The sequence below is a fragment of the Blautia sp. HCP3S3_C4 genome (genome assembly GCF_052064095.1).
Taxonomy (GTDB): domain Bacteria; phylum Bacillota; class Clostridia; order Lachnospirales; family Lachnospiraceae; genus Blautia_A.
The window spans coordinates 123,852-142,725 of record NZ_JBQHWF010000002.1 but is presented as its reverse complement, the minus strand read 5'-3'; the positions used below and the strand labels follow the sequence as shown (position 1 = coordinate 142,725).

The following is an 18,874-nucleotide window of genomic DNA, read 5'->3' as shown; positions in this document are numbered from 1 at the left end:
AATCCTATGGTAATTCCAGAAAATAATCTAACCTGTTACTATCGCAAGTGACAGTGGCAAACGAAGCAAAATATGTAATAATATGATTGAGATACTTGCAGAAAATATTAACAGAAAGGGAAGGTGATGAAATTTGTGAAGATATTGAAGAAAGCAGGAGGGGTTCTCCTTGTAATAATCGGAATATTCTTTTTTGTATCTGCTTTAAAGATGATCTTTGTGGATAACCCCAAAACAAAAGCAGCTCTGAAAGACGCAGTTTACGTTGATGCAGCAGATACGATCGACCCGGAAAACGATGGAAAGACAGTCATTGTATGTGACATACTCCGTATCCAGCCTTTTACTTTTCAATTCTAAGCATACGATATCCAATGCCAATATGGGTCTGGATGTATTGCACCCCATTTTTCTCAGGCTCCAGTTTTTTTCGCAATGTTGCCATAAAAACTCTGAGAGAAGCAACGTCATTATCCGAACACCGTCCCCAAATCTGCTGGGTAATATAGGTATGTGTCAATACCTTTCCCACATTGCGGGACAAAAGACAGAGCAGCTTATATTCTATAGGTGTCAGATGCAATTCCTCTCCCTTCAGATATGTACAGCCTGCCGTATAGTCTATCTTTAATCCACCATTCTCAAAAACAGAGCTTTCTATCTGCTCTCCGCTCTGCATAACCGCAAGTCTCCTCTGGGTGACACGGATACGCGCAAGTAATTCCTCAACAGAGAACGGTTTCGTAATATAATCATCCGCTCCTGCATCCAGCGCCTCTATTTTATCTGTGTCCTCACTTCTGGCGCTGATCACAATAATCGGCATGTTCGACCAGGTACGGATTTTTTTTATCACTTCTACCCCTTCCATATCAGGAAGCCCCAGATCCAGAAGAACAATATCCGGATTGTGGGACGAAGCTTCCAGAATAGCTGAAGATCCGTTTTCTGCAGTCAGATATTTATAGTCATGTGTTTTTAATGTAGTAACGATCAGATTGCGTATGGGTCTGTCATCTTCAACCACCAGAATTAATGTTTTATTCATTTAATGTCACCTCGCTTAAGGGTAAAGTAAAAGTAAAATTGCATCCATGAGGATTATGATCTGTCAAAACCAGGGTTCCTTCATGTGCTTCTATAATAGAGCTGCAAAGTGCCAGTCCAAGTCCCAGACTTCGTTGACTATCCGCAACTGTTGTTTTCCCTGTATAAAACATCTCAAAAATATGTGACTTCATTTCTTCCGGAATTCCCGGGCCATTATCTTCCACACTTATCTGCGCTTTCCCATCTGTTTTCGTTCCCCGAATACAGATCACAGAACCCGGTGGTGTATATTTTATTGCATTGTCAACTAAATTTACCAGAACCTGCATAATAAGACGTACATCCATACGTGCAAGAACAAGTTCTTCGCAGTCTGTCACAATTTTATAATCATCATGTTTCCGGCTGATATGCCGCAGGGATTCTGCAATCACCTCATCCAGAAGCTGGTCTGTAAATTTAAATTTCAGTCTTCCGTCATTCAGTCTGGTAATGGAAAGAAGATTCTCCACAACTCCGATCAGCCATTCAGAATCATCATAGATATCGCTATAAATCTGATGTTTTGTAGCTTCGTCCAGACGGTCACTATTGCCAAGCAGCATATCTGCATTACCGGAAATGGAGCAAAGCGGCGTACGAAGATCATGCGAAATCGCCCGAAGAAGATCTGCCCGCAGCTGTTCATTTTTGGCCATAACTGCATTTTTTTCTTTTTCTAATGCATTTTTCGCATTTTCCATTACAAGCGCACATTCATTTATTACAGACAACAGGATGCTGTATTCAAAAGAGTCCAGTGTTTCTTTTTGCAATGGTATCCCGATCACACCGTAAACATTATCCCCGCTCCGGATTGCCAGATATAAACATTTAGCCTGAGGAAAATGGTGTGTGGACGCACCGGCATGCTGTCTGTTTTCACAGACCCATCTGGCTATCTGCTGCTCTTCTGGTATCAAAAAATCTTCTGTGTCCTCTTTTTCCCCGGAAAAAAGCTTTCCCTCTGATAAAGTTCCGTTTTCTACTACATATGCTGTAATATTGCGGTTTAATAAACGGAGAAGCTGTGTACAGGTGACATCAAGAATCTCTGTTTCCCCTTTTGCATTTTGCAGCAGACGGTCTGTATCGAACAGAATCTGTGTACGAAAAGCAAGCTGTGTAGACAGCTTTGCATGTGTTTTCAGCTTTGCTGCAAGTGCTCCCGTAAGTACGGATGAAATAAGCATTATGAAAAATGTCACCGGATAACCCACCGCATAGGTTTTGAAAGACATCCTTGGTTCTGTCAGAAAAAAACAAAATAAAAATACACTTAAAAAAGAGCCTACCACACTGCAAAGATAGCCATCTGTCACAATCGAAGTAATCAAAACCCCCAGAATATATATGGTTACAATATTCGTATCCGTAAAATTCAGTTTCTGAAACAACAGACCAATTAAGGTGCATACCACAAATATAAATACTGTCAGAAAATAATCCTTTGCAGACGGTTTTTCCATAGACCATGTAAATGATCGTTTCTGATGATTCACATTTTTTAAATTCATCCTGTCCCCCACCTTTTACTGTTTTGAAAATTATATCATGGGGCTGTGTTGTGGTCAAAAATCTTTTTTACTATATGTGGAAGCACTTCTGAAGAGCTCTGTATTCTCCCAGCACCAGTAATTTACTATTCTCTTCCAAATACGTATCCGGAGAAATTGCAATATTAAATTCTCCTTCATTTTTTACTGCCAGAATATTAATATTGTAACGCTTTCTGATATCCAGTCCGCCTACAGTTTTTCCAGTCCATTCCTCCGGCACTTCTACCTCAAAAATCGCATGGGAAGCATCCACCTCCATATAATCAAGGATATGATCATCTGTGTAACGGATAGATGCCCATTTTGCAACCTGCTTTTCCGGATAAACCACCTTATCTGCACCATTGCGTAAAAGAAATTTTTCCTGGACATCACGTTCAGCTCTGGATATTACCAGTTTTGCTCCCAGTTCTTTCAGAAGGGAAGTGGTCTCAAGAGAATTCTGAAAGCTTCCTCCAATAGTCACAAAACAGATATCGTAGTTTCCAATTCCAAGGGATTGTAAAAATTCAGCATTGGTACTGTCCCCGATCTGGGCGTTAGTCACAAACGGAAGCACTTTGTCCACCCTTTCTTCATTCCAGTCAACTGCCATAATTTCATGCCCAAGCTGATTCAGCTGCATGGCAATATGTCTTCCAAATCTTCCAAGTCCAATAATCAATACATTCTTCATGATATTACTTTTCTCCTTCTCATCCAACTGTGATTTTCTCCAGAGGAAGCTTTGCATTTCCCTTATTTCTTCCTGAGAATACTGCATAAATCAGGGTCAGGCCGCCTACGCGTCCCAGATACATCAGTATGATCAGCACAACTTGTGAAAAAACATGAAGTCCCGGTGTGACTCCCAAGGTCAGACCTACCGTGCCCACAGCTGAAGCTGCTTCATACAGACAATCCAAAAGGGGAAGACCTTCGTATACGCTGATTGCAACACCTCCACAAAAGAATAATGTAAAATAGAGCATAGCTATTGTGGCTGCATTTTTTATCACATGATACTCCAGTCTCCGTCCAAAAGCCCCTGCATTTTCCTGACTGCGAAAGGTTGCAATTGCATTCAGAATCAGTACCGTAAAAGTGGTTGTTTTCATTCCTCCTGCTGTAGAACCCGGCGAACCACCGATCAGCATTAACAGTATCATAACCGCTTTTGATGCCTCTCTCATCTCTGAAATGTCTATGGTATTAAAGCCGGCAGTTCTTGTAGTTACCGATTGAAACATGGCAGCTAACAGGCGTTCTCCTGCAGGCAGGTTTTTCAGATCACAGGCAAAGAAAAAAACTGCCGGACAAATAATCAGACATACAGTAGTCATGAGAATAATCTTGCTTTGCATGCGGTAACGTTTAAAATTCATTTTATTCCTATAAATATCATCCCAGGTGAGAAAACCGATTCCTCCTGTGATGATCAGCAGCATAATTACCACATTTATAAGGATATTTCCAGAATACCCTGTCAAAGACGGAAAGGCATTATCTGCCGTTCCCAGAATGTCAAATCCTGCATTACAAAAAGCAGAAACAGAATGAAAGGCTGCCATCCAGATTCCCTTTAAGCCATAATCCGATACAAAAACCGGCAGCAATAACATAGCTCCTGCTGCTTCAATCAAAAGAGTCCCCTTTAAAATGAACCTTGTCAATCTGACGATTCCTCCAACTTTAGGTGCTGAAATTGCATCCTGCATTGTACTTCTTTGCATGAGAGATATTTTTTTCCCTGAAAGAAGCGAAACCGCTGCCGCTACGGTTACTACTCCAAATCCACCTATTTGTATAAGCGCAAGAATAACCGTCTGTCCGAACACAGACCAGTAACTTCCGCTGTCCTTTACTACAAGCCCTGTAACGCATACTGCCGAAGTGGCTGTAAAAAGTGCCTCATGAAATGGCGTCGGCACTTTCTCCAAAGAAGAAACCGGAAGCATCAGCAAAATGCTTCCCAAAAGGATCACACCTGCAAATCCCAGAATAATCAGCTGAAAAGATGTCAGGTGTTTTTTCCTACACATTTTTTCCGGCATAAATGATCATAACTCCTTACTAATGATTCTATAGCAATATCTTCATAATGCGTTTTATTATATACAATTGCTTTCAAAGATAGTATAAAAGTCTATGATTTCGTATTAAGATTGTATAAAGATTTTCTATTGGAACATACAACTGCAAAAGGGTAAAAAATCAATAGACATGCGGACAGTCTGACGATGAACAGAAGGGCTATTTTCCAGATATCGAACAACCGGGTTCACACCCTATATTGAAGTTTCTTACAAACAATCTGGACAATCCTTCAACAAAATGTCAATAGTTTTTTAATCACTTTTTCTCGAAAATGAGCAAAAAAAGAGAACGTATAGTTTATTCCCATACGTTCCACCTCACATTTCGTAAAGTTTTAAACGATGCTGCCCTTGAATTTCCAAAACGAAACTTACTGTTCTTCTATTGAGTCAACATTTTCAATCCGCATCAGTTTAACTACCTGTTTATCTTTTTTCTCTGTATAGCAAATTTTTATCCATTCATCATCTGCATCTATAATCTTGCAGGACAATTCAGTTTTTCCTGCTAAACTAAACTATCAATCACAGAACCAACAGCTGCACCAAAGCACATCCCTAATGCCATATCTGTTCCCGTATTCTTTGTTGTTTGTTTCATTTATGTTCCTCCAAATACCGATTGAGATTTCACCTGTTTTAAGCGATTTAATAACTGTTATATTTTGTTATTAAATTCTCTGCAAACCCTTGAAAACACTGAATTTTACTTTGTAATTATGACTTTTCCTTCAGAATCCAGAAGAGGTGTAATACCAGCCCCGTATCCAGATTTCCAACAAAGATAATTAACTCCAGTCTCCTTATCTACAAGAATTTGTCGAATCCCTTCATCTTTAAGCGAACTTCCATCTCTAAATATAACTTCAAATCTTTCTTCTTTCTTTGCCATGTTTATTCCTCCTCGTTAAGCGTTAAATCCCGATTTCACGCTTTTTTTCACCCCATATGTTTGTATCTGAGGTATTCAGTCACAAACTTCGGGGATAGGCACCTGTGCCGCAAGGGGAAACAGCCCCTTGTACGAAATCTCTGATTTCGCTGTATTTCCCAGATTGAGATTTCTCAAAACCGGGAGCAGCACCGCAGGTCGCACGATACAGGCAGATGAAATTGCCTGTATAGAAGTGCGCTCTTAGCTTTGCTAAGAGATTTATGCCGTATCCGGCGTGTTATCTTTTTTCAAATTCTTTTTTCGACTTCTGGTGCATTCTGCCAGTTTTAATAATTTGACATGTCTGCTCCTGTTACTCATCATCTGTAAACTCCATCATCTCATCAACGGTGCAGTCCAGTTTCTTACAGATCTTCTCAATCGTCTCCATTGATACATACTGGTTTTTTCCCATCCGGGCAAGAATGTTTCCACTGATTCCAGTGAGGTACTGCATCTCTATCCGCTTCATATTTTTATCTATGAGCATTTTCCACAATCTGTTATAACTTACGCCCATAAGCTACCTCAATATTTCTCATTCAAATATATTTTGATTATATCACGATTTCGTTAGGTTGAATACCTGTAATTTTTGATTTCTTCTGTAAAATAGAAAAGAGGATATCCCGGCAAAGGGCAGCCTCTCCAACCAAACTTTACTAACACAACTCATTTTTATAAGTGTTTTAAGGAACACTATCATATGACTCCAAAACAGTTTAGAAATGCTTGTGACATGCTCTCGCCACTTAAATCTTACAGATTTTGAAGTGGGAGCTTCCTGCTCAATTGCCCTTCAGGGCAAAGCTAAAACGGGCTATCCCCGCGTGTCCCGCGGTTCTTTTTTATCCGGTTACGGATCTTTTCTGTGCTATTATGCACATTTTTTATATATTCTTTTTCCTTCTTCCAGAATATTGACCGCCGCATTCACATCCCGGTCCATCCGATTTCCACATTCGCACAGGTATGTCCGTTCTGATAATGCCAGCTCTTTCTTTTTATGCCCGCATACACTGCATATCTTGCTGGATGCAAAATATCTGTCTACTTTTATCAGATATTTTCCACGTTCTTCCAGCTTATATCCAAGCATGGAAAGGAACTGACCGTATCCGTTATCCTGTATCCCTTTTCCGAAATGCAGGCCTCCGGCTATCCCCTTCAGGTTCAGATTCTCCACACATACTGCGTCATAGTCTTCTGCAAGGCTGTGGCTGAGCTTATGCTGGAAATCCTTCCTCTGGTTCTTTATCTTTTCATGATATAAAGCAACCTTTTTCTTCTGTTTCTGATAGTTACGGCTGCCCTTTTCACATCTGGAAAGCTTTCTCTGTTCCCGGGCAAGTTTTTTCTCTGCATTCCGGTAAAACATGGGATATCCGGCCGGCGTATTTTTCAGCATCTTTTTTTCTTCCTGATAATAACGGATCTTATCCGCAAGCATCCGGTTATAGAGAAAACGACTGCAGCCGATTGTCTTCTCTATCTGGGTTATCTGTTCTTTATTTGGATAGATCCTTATTTTTACTGCTCGGTTTATCTTTCTCACCCTGACTCTCTATATACTGATGGATTGTTTCAACAGGTGCTATATTTCAAAGATTTCTTTTGTTCTCTCTGACATCTTATCGTCCAGCATCTTTCTGCTATATTTCATAACCAGAATCAAACAAAAACACTGAATGAGAATTATTATCTAAACTCATTATGTACACTCACTTATTGCTTATTTCGACCGTCCAAATTCCAAGAGCATATTGTTCTTTTTTCTATTATAATATATTTATTGTATCAGAACAAGTGTTTTGCGATTTTTTATGAATTTGAGCAGACATGCTCGAATGTGCAATTCATCCCCTCACCTATAGGTGAGGGAATTCTTGCTACGGTTGTTAGAAATAAATGATTTATTATTATCAGAAGAATCTTTTTTCTATAAAAATGACCTTTTTGTACTCTTACAGCACCAGCCATACATACAAAAAGGTCATTTTTTATAATTAAATACACACTAATTCATCTGACATTTCTCTCTGAGAGTGTCATAAATTTTCTTTGTTTCTGATTCATCTACGCCATTTACCACCAAGATTTTTCCGCCTATATCCATAACTACATATGAGTGGCAGGATGCATGGGTGTAGCGGATATAATCTCCATAAATATCATTTCTGAAATTTCCCATACCATACTTCAGGTTTCCCATACCATTTGTTCTGCGATCATTCCCATTTTGAAATAAATTTTCTTTGTATGAGATACTGTCAATCTGCTCATAATCCACTGTATAATCACTCCATCCCTGTGCCTCAACAGTAAAATCATTATCATGGAAACTGATATCAATACCACCCCAGAACAAAGTCCATATAGTAAATATTACGACAAAAACTGATACGATTACATATATCACGATTGTCTTCTTGTTATACTGGATTTTTAATTTTTTTCCGGCTGCCATTTTTTTCTTATAAAAAAGATAAGAATAAAGAATGCTGACAATTGCAGCAGCCATAATGCTCACAATATACAAAACCAAAGCAGCAATGCTTTCTCCAAAAAGGCCGCAAAGCATACATAAGACACCTGATGCCACCCATAATTTTCCACTGAATCTATGAGTTGCACTCCAGTTTTCTTCATCCTGCAATATCCATACAACCCTGATTCTTATGGTGTTATTCTGTTTCACCTTTGGCAAATAATTTCCTATGATCATAAACAATAATCCTGTTCCAAAGTAAATTACTGCCATAAACAGATTCTCACTATCCGCATCCATACTGATCAGTCTTGCCATACCATTATAGATTAACGCGGTAACAGGTATCATCCATATGATCATCCCTATAACCTTGCTGCTCTGCTGTCTGTTCCTGTTGTCATAAAAGATGATTGTCACCAGTATACAATCTGTCACTACAAAAAACACGTTTATCCATATGCTCTGCGCCATCGTAAAACCCACCAAAATTCCTGCAAGCATTACCAGTACAGAACAGATCAATGTACCTTTATATTTTTTAATCATTTCCTTCATAATCCGATACCCCCTTTAAGTCTGTGATCCACAACATAACATCCTCCAATACAGAAGTATTTAGTTCGTAATAAATAAATTTTCCTTCCCTTTTGCTCCTGATCAGATCAGCATCCTTTAATATTGCCAGATGTCTGGATATAGACGCCCCCGTCACTGAAAAATGTTCACATATCTCTCCTGCTGAAAGCCGTCCGCCCTTTAACAAATTTAGAATCTCACGTCGTATTGGATCTGCCAGTGCTTTCAATGTATCCTGTAATCCCAATAGTTCATCACATCCTTTCATTTAACATTTAACCTAATTGTTAAATATAATATAGTATAAAGAATATCATATGTCAAGTGCACTCTCTTATTGCTTATTACTTATTACTTTTTGCAATTTTCGAAGAAGGGGACTTCATCCTGCCCGGAAGGCTTTTTATGTTATAGAAACATTACGGAGTAATTTCCTATAACATAAAAAATAAGCAGCCACGCACGGTAAGGTGCATGACTGCTGTAGTTTTCAGACAAACTCAAAAGTCAAAAACAGAAACTTTCTATTCTGTATCACGGTGAATATTTTCTCACTCTTAACGGAATCCCATTCTGAGCAGCCAGGATTTTACTCTGCTCTACTTTTTCCTCGCCGATCACATCTACAACTGTGAAGCGTACATCATCAAGATACTGCTTGCAGTCTCTTGCAAATTTCAGCATGGCATCAAAGGATTTCTCGCCGTATGCAGGACGGACTACTTCATTGTAGGAAGCTGCATCCGGCATATTCAGGCTGATGGATATACTGTCTACAGCCTGACAGATTTCTTCTGCAGTAGAACGTTTGTGAATCAGATCAGATAAGCCGTTGGTATTCAGCCTGATCCGGAATGGGTATCTTTCCCTGATATATTTGCTTACTGCTATAAGGTTCTCAAGAGCCATGGTCGGTTCTCCGTATCCGCAGAAAACCACTTCATTACAGTCTGAAAAATCAAACTCATCAATGGCTTTGTAAATCTCTTCCAATGCAGGTTCATGTTCAAACCAGAGATTGGATGCCTCACCGATGGCATCCTCTGTATTTCGGATGCAGAAAGTGCATCTGCATGGACATTTATTGGTAATGTTAAAATATACCTGGTTTTTATATCTGTATATGATATCTGTTGTCATTTTATATTTTCCTCATTTTAAACTTAGTTATTTTATTTTTCGTATTATTTCGCAATATTGGTCTTAAATCCGATTTTATCAAGTGCAGTACCGATGATCACAAACATAATAGCACTTCCCCCTGACTGTACAATACTTCCGCTGACAGAAGTAAAGAAGGATGCTGTAAATCCAAACATAATTCCTTCTGCAATATAGTATCCTGTTGCTGAGATGGCGAATGCAAGAAGTAATGCAACTACATTTCTCTTTATGACCAGCTTTGTTCCCTTAGAAGAAAACGGAAGACAGATCAGCATTTTGATGATTATGGTTGCAGGAGCCCATACAGGTGCTGTCAGAAGGTCTGCCAGACCACCTCCGATTGCTCCTGCCGCACATGCGTAAGGCAATGGCAGAAACGCTGCTGCCAGATAGATCATAGTATCGCCCAGATGTACATATCCTCCGTTCACCCCTACCGGAATGTGGAAGATATAAGCTGTCATCAAAGTAGTCAATGCTGCCATTACCGCTGTGGCTGTGATCCTTTTCACTGTGTCGGCTGTTTTGACGTTCTCTTTTGCTGTTAATTCAGACATAATATGGTCCCTCCTGTTATATATTTTACTTAACTATCCGGCATTTGGTATCTATGATTTCCTGTTTTATATCTGTGTCAGTATCCCCAGATATTTTTCAAAGCAGACCCCGTCGTTTCTGTCAGTTCCTTCTTCCACTGCATCGTGAATAGCTCCTCCCAGAAATTCAACAGCCTTCTCCACACATGCTTTCATGGGAATCCCTCTCACCATTCCTGCGCTCAGGACAGATGCCAGAAGATCTCCTGTTCCGGAATAACTGCCGCCCTCTTTTACAGAAAAACACCAGTCTGCTTTTTCTTTCTCCAGAACCAGATTTCCCATTCGTGCTCTGCCGTCACTGCCGGACACCTCTACTCCTGTGATCACAATTGCTTCCAGTCCAAAACGCTGAGTCAGTTCTCTGCCGGATGTTTCTATTTCCCTAAGCAGCTGTGTTTCTTCCATATCAGAAAGCGCTCTCATTCTTTCTTTCATTCTGTCTTCTCCATCCAAAAGAAGAAGTGCCTCTGTCAGGTTCGGTGTGATCACTGTAGCTTCTCTGACCAGAGTCCGCATTTTTTCACAGAGCGTCTCTGAGTAGGTTTTGTATGTTTCCCCTCTGTCTCCCATAACGGGATCAACCAGGATATGTGTTCCCTCTGTGCAGAACATATCTACAAATTTCAGGATCAGATCCACCTGTCTGGCATCTCCCAGAAATCCTGTATAAACACCATCCGGTGTAAATCCCGTTTTTTTCCACTCATCCATGATCAGCTCCATCCGGTCTGTATAATCATCCCAGAAATAAGATCCGTATCCTGTCTGATTACTCAATATTGCGGTGGGCAGCGGACAAGCCTGGACTCCCATGGCGGAAATTACAGGAATCGCCGCTGTAAGAGAGCATTTTCCCAGACCGGACAGATCATGAATTACTGCAATTTTTTTCAATTTTTTATTCCTCTTGCTTTCTTTTATGCTTTGTATTAATATAGCATCACAGTGGATATATGAATATAGCCAGATTTAATGTTTTTTTAAGGGTCAGTTTATTTTTAACCCTATAGCAATTCAAGAATGCCATCAGCATGTTTGAAGGATCGGAGTTTTACATATGGAATTAATTTTAGATAAGAATAAAAAAAAGGAGCACCTGTATCTGGAGGTGTTCCACTATTACAGGGAACTGATCATGGAGAAAAAGCTTCCTCCCGGAAGCAGGATGCCCTCCCTTCGAAAATGTTCGCAGGAACTGAAGCTGAGCCGCACCACCATTGAAAATGCCTATCTGCAGCTGGCTGCGGAGGGATATATTATTTCCAAAGCCCAGAGCGGATACTATGTGACAGATATAGCTGACAGACAACACACATCTGTCAGAAAAACAGAGAAACACGCTCAGACACCTTGCCGGTTTGATTTTGCTTCTTCAGGAGTAGATCGGGAGAGTTTCCGTTTTGACCTTTGGAGACGTTATATCAAAAGCGCTCTTCGCCAGGATGAAAGACTACTGTCTTATGGAGAGCCTCAGGGTGAGGCTGACCTGAGAGATACACTTGCCGATTATGTGAGAGAACGCAGAAACGTGCTATGCAGTGGGGAGGATATTGTGATCGGTGCAGGTATTCAGAGTCTTTTGCACATCCTCTGCCCGCTCCTTGAGCAACGCCAGACTGTTTCTTTTCCCAATCCTTCCTTTGTACAGGGAAGCACTGTGTTTCATGACTATGGATTTCAGGTAGATTACAGGAATAAGGATTGTGATATTATTTATGTTTCTCCTGCACATATGACAAAATGGGGTGATATTATGCCTGTTTCCAGACGCCTGGAGCTGGTGAATTACTCTGCTGCACATGGCAGTCTGGTCATTGAGGATGATTTTGAAAATGAATTTGTGTATCTGCAGAAGCCTACCCCTTCTCTTTTTGGTCTGGCAGGCGGTCAGAATGTGGTGTATCTGGGAACCTTTTCCAGACTTCTACTGCCCTCCATCCGTATCAGCTTTATGGTCCTTCCTCCGGAGCTGTCTGTACTGTACAGAAAAAAAGCAGCCCAATATAATCAGACAGCATCAAAAACAGAGCAGATTGCTCTGTGCCAATTTATCCGGGATGGTCACTTGTCAGCACAGACCCGTAAGCTGAAACGTCTGTATTCTGTAAAGCTGAAAGCACTCCGCAGTGCTGTGCGGGAAGTATTTGGAAAAGATTCCCAGATCCAGACCGGAGCCGCAGGTACCAGCCTGGCCCTGACTCTGTCCACAACTCTTACCTGGCAGGAGCTTCAAAAAAAGGCACAGACCAATGGTCTGCGCCTGCAGCTTCTGAGAGAGGCTCCCGGTAAGATTACCCTGATTCTCTCCTGCTCCTCCATGCCTGTGGCAGATTTCGTCCCGGCATGCAAGCTGTTAAAGGATATCAGTCAGATACAGAATTAGAGCGTGTTTGAAAAATGCTTTTCGCAAGATGTGCGTCACAATTTGTGGGAGATTTTGTCCGAATGAGGGCGTCGTAGCGGGCTACGGCAACCGAATTCGGGCAAAATATACCACAAAGTTGGGCGTGCAGATTGTGAGAATGATTTTTCAAACACACTCTAGTATCCTCTGTTATTATCAATCATATAAAGCAATGCATTACAGATACATGCGGCAACATTGCTTCCGCCCTTTCTTCCTCTGGCTACAATATAAGGTACGTCTGCCTGCATGATCAGTTCCTTGGACTGAACCACGTTTACAAATCCTACCGGCACACCGATGATCAGCTCAGGATCCAGCTTGCCCTCCTCAATCAGTTCATAGAGACGTACCAGCGCAGTGGGGGCATTTCCGATGGCAAAGATCAGCTTCTTTCCCATGGCAGCAGCCTTATCCATGCTGGCTGTAGCTCTTGTGGTTCCGTTGGCTTTGGCTGTGGCAGCTACGTCCTCATCAGAGATAAAGCAGAATACTTCTCCGCCGTAACGGGAAAGGACTCTCTTGTTGATCCCGGACTCTGCCATGTGTGTATCTGTCACAATGCAGGCACCGTCTTTGATAGCAGCAATTGCTTTCTCAACTGCATTCTCAGAGAAACAGAGGTTCTCTGCATAATCAAAGTCTGCGCTTGTGTGAATACATCTTTTTACGATCAGCTCTGTTCCGGGAACCAGCTTTTTATCTCCAAGTTCCTCTGTGATGATCTCAAAGCTGCGTTTCTCTATATCCATTGGTTTTACATTTTCCAGTTCTACTTTCATTCCTTATCTCCCAAATTCCATAAATTCCCGTATACAATAGTTACATCTATCACTCATTGGTTTATCTGGATTTTCACCATACAGTTCCGGATCAGATTCCCTGCTCCAGAATTTCGTAGATTTTCTTCATATCCAGATGTTTTCTCAGTTCTGCTGCCAGAATATCATACTGGGTTTCTTTAAATGCTGCAAAATCGATTCCTGTCATCTGAGATACATCGATTCCCTTTTTCTCACCCAGGACACGTACAACAGCCTCTGCCACATCTTCCCTGTCAAAAACTCCATGGACATAGGTTCCACAGACATTTTTACAGTATGCACCGTCTTCCTTACACTCTCCTGACACCTGATCTTCAATGGATACACTGTGTTCGGCCTCGCCTTTTAACACAGTTTCTCCCATATGGATCTCGTAACCCTCCAGTTCTGCGCCGGAAAGTGCCTGCAGCTCTCCCTCAAGTTCCAGAAATCTGCCGGAAACTCTGGTTCTGGTTTTCTTTTCCGCAAAAACAGTATCCATAGGAAGCAGTCCCATTCCCTTGATGGTTCCTCCGGCTTCCACATGATGAGGGTCACTTAAGGTCTCACCCAACATCTGATAACCGCCACAGATTCCAAAAATGATCTTACCCTTTGCAGCTTCCTTCAAAACTGCAGCTTCCAGACCATTAGCCCGCATCCACAGCAGATCTTCCATTGTATTTTTTGTTCCTGGAAGGATGATCATATCCGGATTTTTCAGTTCACTGACATGCTGTACATATCTCAGGGAAACTCCCGGGATACTTTCCAGTGGATTAAAATCTGTGAAATTGGAGATCCTTGGTACCCGGATCACCGCAATATCAATAAGATCCACTTCCTGTTTTCTGTCAAATCTTTCTGTGAGGCTGTCCTCATCCTCCACCTGAATATCCAGATACGGAGCCACTCCCACTACAGGGATATGGCTTCTCTCCTCCAGCATCTGCACTCCCGGATCAAGGATGGTCTTGTCGCCGCGGAATTTGTTGATGATCAGACCCTTTACCATCTCTCTTTCATCCTCTTCCAGAAGCTCCACTGTACCGATCAGCTGTGCAAAAACACCACCTCTGTCAATATCTCCCACCAAAAGCACCGGTGCCTTTGCCATCTTTGCCATTCCCATATTTACGATATCTTCTGTTTTCAGATTAATCTCCGCCGGGCTTCCGGCCCCCTCGATCACAATGATATCATTTTCTGATGCCAGTTTATCATAAGCTTTCATAATATCCGGCACCAGCTTTTTCTTATATTTAAAATAGTCTCTGGCACTCATGGTTCCCAGGACTTCTCCGTTTACGATCACCTGGGAGCCTACATCATTGGTAGGCTTCAGAAGAATGGGGTTCATCAGCACAGAAGGCTTAATTCCGGCTGCCTCCGCCTGCATCACCTGAGCTCTGCCCATCTCCAGCCCCTCTTCTGTAATAAAAGAGTTCAGTGCCATATTCTGGGATTTAAAGGGTGCCACCCTGTATCCATCCTGTTTAAAAATCCTGCAAAGCCCTGCTGCCAGAAGGCTTTTTCCTGCATTGGACATTGTCCCCTGCACCATAATTGCTTTTGCCATTTTTTGTTTCCCCTTTTCTCCTGTATAAATACTTATGAAAGCACTTCTTCCAGTACCTCTATTAGCTTTTTATTCTGTTCATGCAGCTTCACTGCCACACGGTAATATCCCTTTTTCAGCCCCGGATAGTTACTGCAGTCCCGGATCAGGATTCCCTTTGCAACGCATCTTTCAAAGAGATCCTCAGGTCCGTAAAAGAATATATAATTTGCTTCAGAAGGATATACCGTCAGCCCAAGCTGTCTCATCTTTTCCTTCATCCATGCAGATTCACAGAAAATGATCTGCCGTCCTGCTTCCACATATTCTGCTTCCTTCAGTGCTGCCATTCCTGCCTGCTGTGCCATGGTAGACACATTCCAGGGCTGGGTGACTGCCTCCATCCGGTCAAGTACTTCCCCGTCCGAACAGAATCCATAGCCCAGCCGCACACCGGGGATCGCATATCTTTTGGTAAATGCCTTAAGAATAAAAAGTCCCGGATATTTTTCCAGTTTTCCCTTCAGCGTATGTTTCTCCGGATCTTTTACAAAATCCAGGAAGCACTCATCTACTACCATAAATATTCCCTGCATGGCACAGGTTTCCAGAATTTCTTCCAGAAGGTCCTGAGGTATGGTGATCCCTGTAGGATTATTGGGATTACACAGGAAAATAATATCCGGCTTTTCTCTTTTCAGAACATCCGGATAATCTTTCTGTATACAGAAATCATTTTCCTCTTTCAGATAATATCTGCTGATTTCGCAGCCAACACTGATCAGTGCCTGTTCATACTCCGCAAAGGTAGGAGCAGGAAGAAGGGCCTTCTTTGGATTCAATGCCCTGCTGAGGGAAAAAATAAGGTCTGCGGCTCCATTCCCGCAGATCAGATATTCTTTTTTTGTATGTTCATAATCTGCGATTGCCTCTTTCAGAGGTCCGCATCCTACACGGGGATAATCACTCAGGTCCTCTACACTGTCTATGATCGCCTGCTTTACACTCTGCGGTGTTCCCAGCGGATTACAGTTTGCAGAGAAATCCAGACAGTGATCATATTTATAAACATCACCGCCATGTATATGTTTTGTCATCAGTTGTCTCCTGTCTTACTATACATGTTTTATATTAACAACTATTCAGCAATCCACGTTACCGGAATTATAAAAAGAAACAATATCGCACCGCGCTTCCGATCAGAAGGAATATCACAGCCCCCAGGATCGCTGTTGCATAAAGCAGGCGGTTGGAACGTCTGATATCCTCCACCTCCACAGGGCGGATTCCATCTCCGATGGTTGGTTTTTCATAAAGCTTTCCGAAATAGTAAGCATTGCCTGCAAGCTGTACCTCCAGCGCACCTGCCATTGCTGCCTCTGTCTGTGCAGAATTGGGGCTGGCGTGATTTCTTCTGTCTCTGCGGTAGATCTTCGCTGCATTTTTCACATCCATTTTTACAAATGCAGAGGCTGCCACCATCAGCCATCCTGAAAGTCTGGCTGGAATATAATTGGCCACATCATCCAGCTTTGCAGCGCAGCGACCAAAATACAGATATTTATCATTCTTATAACCCAGCATGGAATCCATGGTATTGATTCCTTTGTAAAGAAACATCAGCCACACTCCGCCGATTGCCATATAGAACATCGGTGCTATAACACCGTCTGAAGCATTCTCTGCCACAGTTTCTACTGCCGCCTTTGTAACCCCCTCCTCTGTCAGCGACTGGGTATCACGGCCTACGATCATGGATACTGCATAACGGGCCTCATCCAAAGTTCCGTTTTTCAGTCTGTCATAGACTTTCATGCTCTCTGTTTTCAGAGATTTCGTTGCCAGAAGCTGATAACACCAGAAGGTTTCCAGTGCAAATCCCGCCCATACTGAAATTCCATAGAGAATGTGCAGGATCAGAAATGGGATTCCACCGCTTAACAGACAGACAAGGATCACTTCCACTGTACCTGCAGCCAGTTCGCCCTTATCTGTTTTCGGAAAAATCTTTCGGAGTATTTTTTCCAGAAATGCGATCAGATTTCCGATCAGACATACCGGATGATACAGCCATCTGGGATCTCCTATCATAAGATCAAGTATGAAGCCTGCAGCAAGAGCAGGCATACTGTAATATAACATATTTTTAAAACTCCTTGTTATGATATTCCAGACATTTCATGAGAAAAGCCCTGGGAATCTGGGGATTTCCATAATAATAGATATGAGGATATCCTGCCAGCAGATTACTGCTGCTATGTATACAGTCCCAGCCTCTTTTACTTAAAGGCTTCGCCGCATGGAAGTCACTTCCGCAATTCTCAGAATCAAAATAGTGGAATTCATGAGCCGGAATCTCACCGATCTCCTCTGCGCTTCTGCCGAAAACAGGCTTCCCGGCAGTTAATGTGATATATCCAAATCTGGTCAGTCTGGGAGTACGGAAACATTTTCCGGGGATCACTCCGCAGGTTTTCCGGAACACTCCATTCATATCCTCCATCTGCTCATGAAGATACATGAAGCCTCCGCATTCTGCCATACATGGCATACCCTGTTTAACTGCCTGTGCAATCTCCTCTTTCATGGATGTATTGCGTTCCAGTGCCTCTCCATTTAATTCCGGATAACCGCCATAGAGAAGAAGCCCATCCAGATCTGCAGGAAGATGTTCATCATGAATTGGTGAGAAATCAACCAGCTCTGCACCCATTTCCTGCAGAAGACGGAAATTGTCTTCATAAAAGAAACAAAAGGCTTCATCCTTTGCCACTCCGATACGCAGCTTCTGTGGCAGACAATATCCATATGTCTCGTCTTTCTGTACCAGCGATTCCGGCACCTGCAGCTCCTCTGCATGCCTGGCAAGTGCAAGAATCCTGTCAATCTCCAGTGTATCTTCCAATATTCCGGCAAGCTTCTGCAAACGTTCCTTCAGATCAGAAATCTCCTCAGGAAGCACAAGACCCAGATGACGGCTCTCGATCACGCAGTCCTCTACCTTTGGCACATATCCAAGAACCTCCACCTCAAGCTGTTCTTCCACCAGCTTCTTCATTCTGGGATAAAGCATGGGGGACATCTGGTTAAAAATCACGCCTTTGATATGACTGTTCTCTTTGTACTCCATAAAACCTTTAATATAAGCTGCCACGGAAATACTCATCCCTCTGCTGTTTACCACAAGGATGACCGGAGTATCTGTGGTATCTGCCAGATCATAGGCGCTTGCTTTCGTGGATATTCCACCCACGCCGTCATAATAGCCCATAACACCTTCCATCACTGCAATATCACAGTCTGCTGCATTTTTCCCAAGCAGGTATCGGGTTGTCTGGGCATCTGTAAAAAAGGTGTCCAGATTACGGGATTTCGTCCCGATGACTCTGGAATGAAACATGGGATCTATATAATCCGGTCCGCATTTAAAAGATGCCACTTTCATTTTTCGATTGACCAGTGCCTGCAGAAGTCCGCAGGTGATCAGTGTTTTGCCACTGCCGCTGGATCCTGCCGCAAGAAGTATTCTTGGAATATCCATCCCTGTTCTCCTCTGTTTCTGTCCTATATTTTTTCAACAATTTCAGGGCATTCCAATCTATTAACTGTTAATCTGTATTTC

The 18,874-nt window shown here is 42.1% G+C and carries 19 protein-coding genes and 2 pseudogenes; 3 read left to right on the top strand and 18 right to left on the bottom strand.

All coding sequences use genetic code 11. From position 1 onward, the window contains the following. Positions 1-135 precede the first annotated feature (135 nt). Complete coding sequence (locus ACTNC6_RS02595; RefSeq protein ID WP_441043139.1) at positions 136-360, top strand: hypothetical protein; 225 nt, start codon at positions 136-138, stop codon at positions 358-360. Here ACTNC6_RS02595 and ACTNC6_RS02590 read toward each other — a convergent pair. The 12 genes from ACTNC6_RS02590 to ACTNC6_RS02535 all read right to left on the bottom strand — a co-directional run bounded on the left by ACTNC6_RS02590 (position 344) and on the right by ACTNC6_RS02535 (position 11,381). Beyond that, positions 344-1,048 carry a response regulator gene (locus ACTNC6_RS02590; RefSeq protein ID WP_118338429.1) on the bottom strand — a complete coding sequence of 235 codons (705 nt, stop codon included), beginning with the start codon at positions 1,046-1,048 and terminating at the stop codon, positions 344-346. The two genes, ACTNC6_RS02595 and ACTNC6_RS02590, sit on opposite strands and share 17 nt — an antisense overlap. After that, the gene (locus ACTNC6_RS02585; protein ID WP_441043138.1) at positions 1,041-2,606 is read right to left on the bottom strand and encodes a sensor histidine kinase; all 1,566 of its coding nucleotides are present in this window, start codon (positions 2,604-2,606) and stop codon (positions 1,041-1,043) included. Before ACTNC6_RS02585 ends, ACTNC6_RS02590 begins: the two co-directional genes overlap by 8 nt. Positions 2,607-2,676: 70 nt before the next feature. Continuing rightward, on the bottom strand, positions 2,677-3,324 hold the full coding sequence (locus ACTNC6_RS02580) for a potassium channel family protein (RefSeq protein ID WP_173696772.1): 648 nt from the start codon (positions 3,322-3,324) through the stop codon (positions 2,677-2,679). Between the two features lie 19 nt (positions 3,325-3,343). After that, positions 3,344-4,681: a TrkH family potassium uptake protein gene (locus ACTNC6_RS02575; protein WP_441043137.1), complete on the bottom strand. Its 1,338-nt coding sequence runs from the start codon at positions 4,679-4,681 to the stop codon at positions 3,344-3,346. 748 nt (positions 4,682-5,429) lie between these two features. Further along, a complete protein-coding gene (locus ACTNC6_RS02570) occupies positions 5,430-5,615 on the bottom strand; it encodes a DUF6440 family protein (RefSeq protein WP_019161960.1) in 186 nt (61 codons plus the stop codon). A gap of 355 nt (positions 5,616-5,970) precedes the next feature. Next, positions 5,971-6,177, bottom strand: coding sequence for a helix-turn-helix domain-containing protein (locus ACTNC6_RS02565; RefSeq protein ID WP_005341250.1), 207 nt, complete (start codon positions 6,175-6,177; stop codon positions 5,971-5,973). A gap of 357 nt (positions 6,178-6,534) precedes the next feature. Further along, positions 6,535-7,212, bottom strand: coding sequence for a transposase (locus ACTNC6_RS02560; RefSeq protein ID WP_441043136.1), 678 nt, complete (start codon positions 7,210-7,212; stop codon positions 6,535-6,537). 462 nt (positions 7,213-7,674) lie between these two features. Beyond that, positions 7,675-8,703: an SdpI family protein gene (locus ACTNC6_RS02555; RefSeq protein ID WP_441043135.1), complete on the bottom strand. Its 1,029-nt coding sequence runs from the start codon at positions 8,701-8,703 to the stop codon at positions 7,675-7,677. After that, positions 8,687-8,971 (bottom strand): autorepressor SdpR family transcription factor, encoded by a 285-nt coding sequence (locus ACTNC6_RS02550; protein ID WP_008704791.1) that lies wholly within the window; start codon positions 8,969-8,971, stop codon positions 8,687-8,689. The genes ACTNC6_RS02555 and ACTNC6_RS02550 overlap by 17 nt, the downstream gene beginning before the upstream one ends. Positions 8,972-9,258: 287 nt before the next feature. Further along, positions 9,259-9,864 carry a TIGR04100 family radical SAM protein gene (locus ACTNC6_RS02545; RefSeq protein WP_008704792.1) on the bottom strand — a complete coding sequence of 202 codons (606 nt, stop codon included), beginning with the start codon at positions 9,862-9,864 and terminating at the stop codon, positions 9,259-9,261. 44 nt (positions 9,865-9,908) lie between these two features. Then, a complete protein-coding gene (locus ACTNC6_RS02540; protein WP_441043134.1) occupies positions 9,909-10,445 on the bottom strand; it encodes a TIGR04002 family protein in 537 nt (178 codons plus the stop codon). A gap of 66 nt (positions 10,446-10,511) precedes the next feature. After that, the gene (locus ACTNC6_RS02535; RefSeq protein ID WP_441043133.1) at positions 10,512-11,381 is read right to left on the bottom strand and encodes a pyridoxamine kinase; all 870 of its coding nucleotides are present in this window, start codon (positions 11,379-11,381) and stop codon (positions 10,512-10,514) included. A 163-nt stretch (positions 11,382-11,544) separates the two neighbouring features. Here ACTNC6_RS02535 and pdxR point away from each other — a divergent pair, with 163 nt between their 5' ends. Beyond that, positions 11,545-12,870, top strand: coding sequence for a MocR-like pyridoxine biosynthesis transcription factor PdxR (gene pdxR, locus ACTNC6_RS02530; protein ID WP_441043132.1), 1,326 nt, complete (start codon positions 11,545-11,547; stop codon positions 12,868-12,870). Here pdxR and ACTNC6_RS02525 read toward each other — a convergent pair. After that, positions 12,851-12,961 (bottom strand): annotated as a pseudogene (locus ACTNC6_RS02525) (DUF6783 domain-containing protein); the annotation flags it as partial. The gene pdxR and the pseudogene ACTNC6_RS02525 overlap by 20 nt on opposite strands. Between ACTNC6_RS02525 and ACTNC6_RS02520 the strand changes: the two are divergent. Next, a complete protein-coding gene (locus ACTNC6_RS02520) occupies positions 12,911-13,144 on the top strand; it encodes a DUF6783 domain-containing protein (protein ID WP_441043248.1) in 234 nt (77 codons plus the stop codon). The pseudogene ACTNC6_RS02525 and the gene ACTNC6_RS02520 sit on opposite strands and share 51 nt — an antisense overlap. Here the strand turns inward: ACTNC6_RS02520 and ACTNC6_RS02515 are convergent. From ACTNC6_RS02515 to ACTNC6_RS02495, 5 genes and pseudogenes are all read right to left on the bottom strand, one after another. After that, positions 13,038-13,673: pseudogene (locus tag ACTNC6_RS02515) on the bottom strand (precorrin-8X methylmutase); the annotation flags it as partial. The gene ACTNC6_RS02520 and the pseudogene ACTNC6_RS02515 sit on opposite strands and share 107 nt — an antisense overlap. A 91-nt stretch (positions 13,674-13,764) precedes the next feature. Then, on the bottom strand, positions 13,765-15,273 hold the full coding sequence (locus tag ACTNC6_RS02510; protein WP_441043131.1) for a cobyric acid synthase: 1,509 nt from the start codon (positions 15,271-15,273) through the stop codon (positions 13,765-13,767). A 32-nt stretch (positions 15,274-15,305) separates the two neighbouring features. After that, positions 15,306-16,349, bottom strand: coding sequence for a pyridoxal phosphate-dependent aminotransferase (locus ACTNC6_RS02505; RefSeq protein WP_441043130.1), 1,044 nt, complete (start codon positions 16,347-16,349; stop codon positions 15,306-15,308). A gap of 67 nt (positions 16,350-16,416) precedes the next feature. Then, positions 16,417-17,394: an adenosylcobinamide-phosphate synthase CbiB gene (cbiB, locus tag ACTNC6_RS02500; RefSeq protein WP_441034994.1), complete on the bottom strand. Its 978-nt coding sequence runs from the start codon at positions 17,392-17,394 to the stop codon at positions 16,417-16,419. Between the two features lie 4 nt (positions 17,395-17,398). Then, complete coding sequence (locus tag ACTNC6_RS02495) at positions 17,399-18,793, bottom strand: cobyrinate a,c-diamide synthase (RefSeq protein ID WP_441043129.1); 1,395 nt, start codon at positions 18,791-18,793, stop codon at positions 17,399-17,401. Between the last annotated feature and the right edge of the window lie 81 nt (positions 18,794-18,874).

Bases quoted from the DNA above. Each gene is read 5' to 3' on its own strand.
- ACTNC6_RS02590 (WP_118338429.1), bottom strand. From the start codon at position 1,048: ATGAATAAAACATTAATTCTGGTGGTTGAAGATGACAGACCCATACGC.
- ACTNC6_RS02585 (WP_441043138.1), bottom strand. From the start codon at position 2,606: ATGAATTTAAAAAATGTGAATCATCAGAAACGATCATTTACATGGTCT.
- ACTNC6_RS02580 (WP_173696772.1), bottom strand. From the start codon at position 3,324: ATGAAGAATGTATTGATTATTGGACTTGGAAGATTTGGAAGACATATT.
- ACTNC6_RS02575 (WP_441043137.1), bottom strand. From the start codon at position 4,681: ATGCCGGAAAAAATGTGTAGGAAAAAACACCTGACATCTTTTCAGCTG.
- ACTNC6_RS02570 (WP_019161960.1), bottom strand. From the start codon at position 5,615: ATGGCAAAGAAAGAAGAAAGATTTGAAGTTATATTTAGAGATGGAAGT.
- ACTNC6_RS02565 (WP_005341250.1), bottom strand. From the start codon at position 6,177: ATGGGCGTAAGTTATAACAGATTGTGGAAAATGCTCATAGATAAAAAT.
- ACTNC6_RS02555 (WP_441043135.1), bottom strand. From the start codon at position 8,703: ATGAAGGAAATGATTAAAAAATATAAAGGTACATTGATCTGTTCTGTA.
- ACTNC6_RS02545 (WP_008704792.1), bottom strand. From the start codon at position 9,864: ATGACAACAGATATCATATACAGATATAAAAACCAGGTATATTTTAAC.
- ACTNC6_RS02540 (WP_441043134.1), bottom strand. From the start codon at position 10,445: ATGTCTGAATTAACAGCAAAAGAGAACGTCAAAACAGCCGACACAGTG.
- pdxR (WP_441043132.1), top strand. From the start codon at position 11,545: ATGGAATTAATTTTAGATAAGAATAAAAAAAAGGAGCACCTGTATCTG.
- ACTNC6_RS02510 (WP_441043131.1), bottom strand. From the start codon at position 15,273: ATGGCAAAAGCAATTATGGTGCAGGGGACAATGTCCAATGCAGGAAAA.
- ACTNC6_RS02505 (WP_441043130.1), bottom strand. From the start codon at position 16,349: ATGACAAAACATATACATGGCGGTGATGTTTATAAATATGATCACTGT.
- cbiB (WP_441034994.1), bottom strand. From the start codon at position 17,394: ATGTTATATTACAGTATGCCTGCTCTTGCTGCAGGCTTCATACTTGAT.
- ACTNC6_RS02495 (WP_441043129.1), bottom strand. From the start codon at position 18,793: ATGGATATTCCAAGAATACTTCTTGCGGCAGGATCCAGCGGCAGTGGC.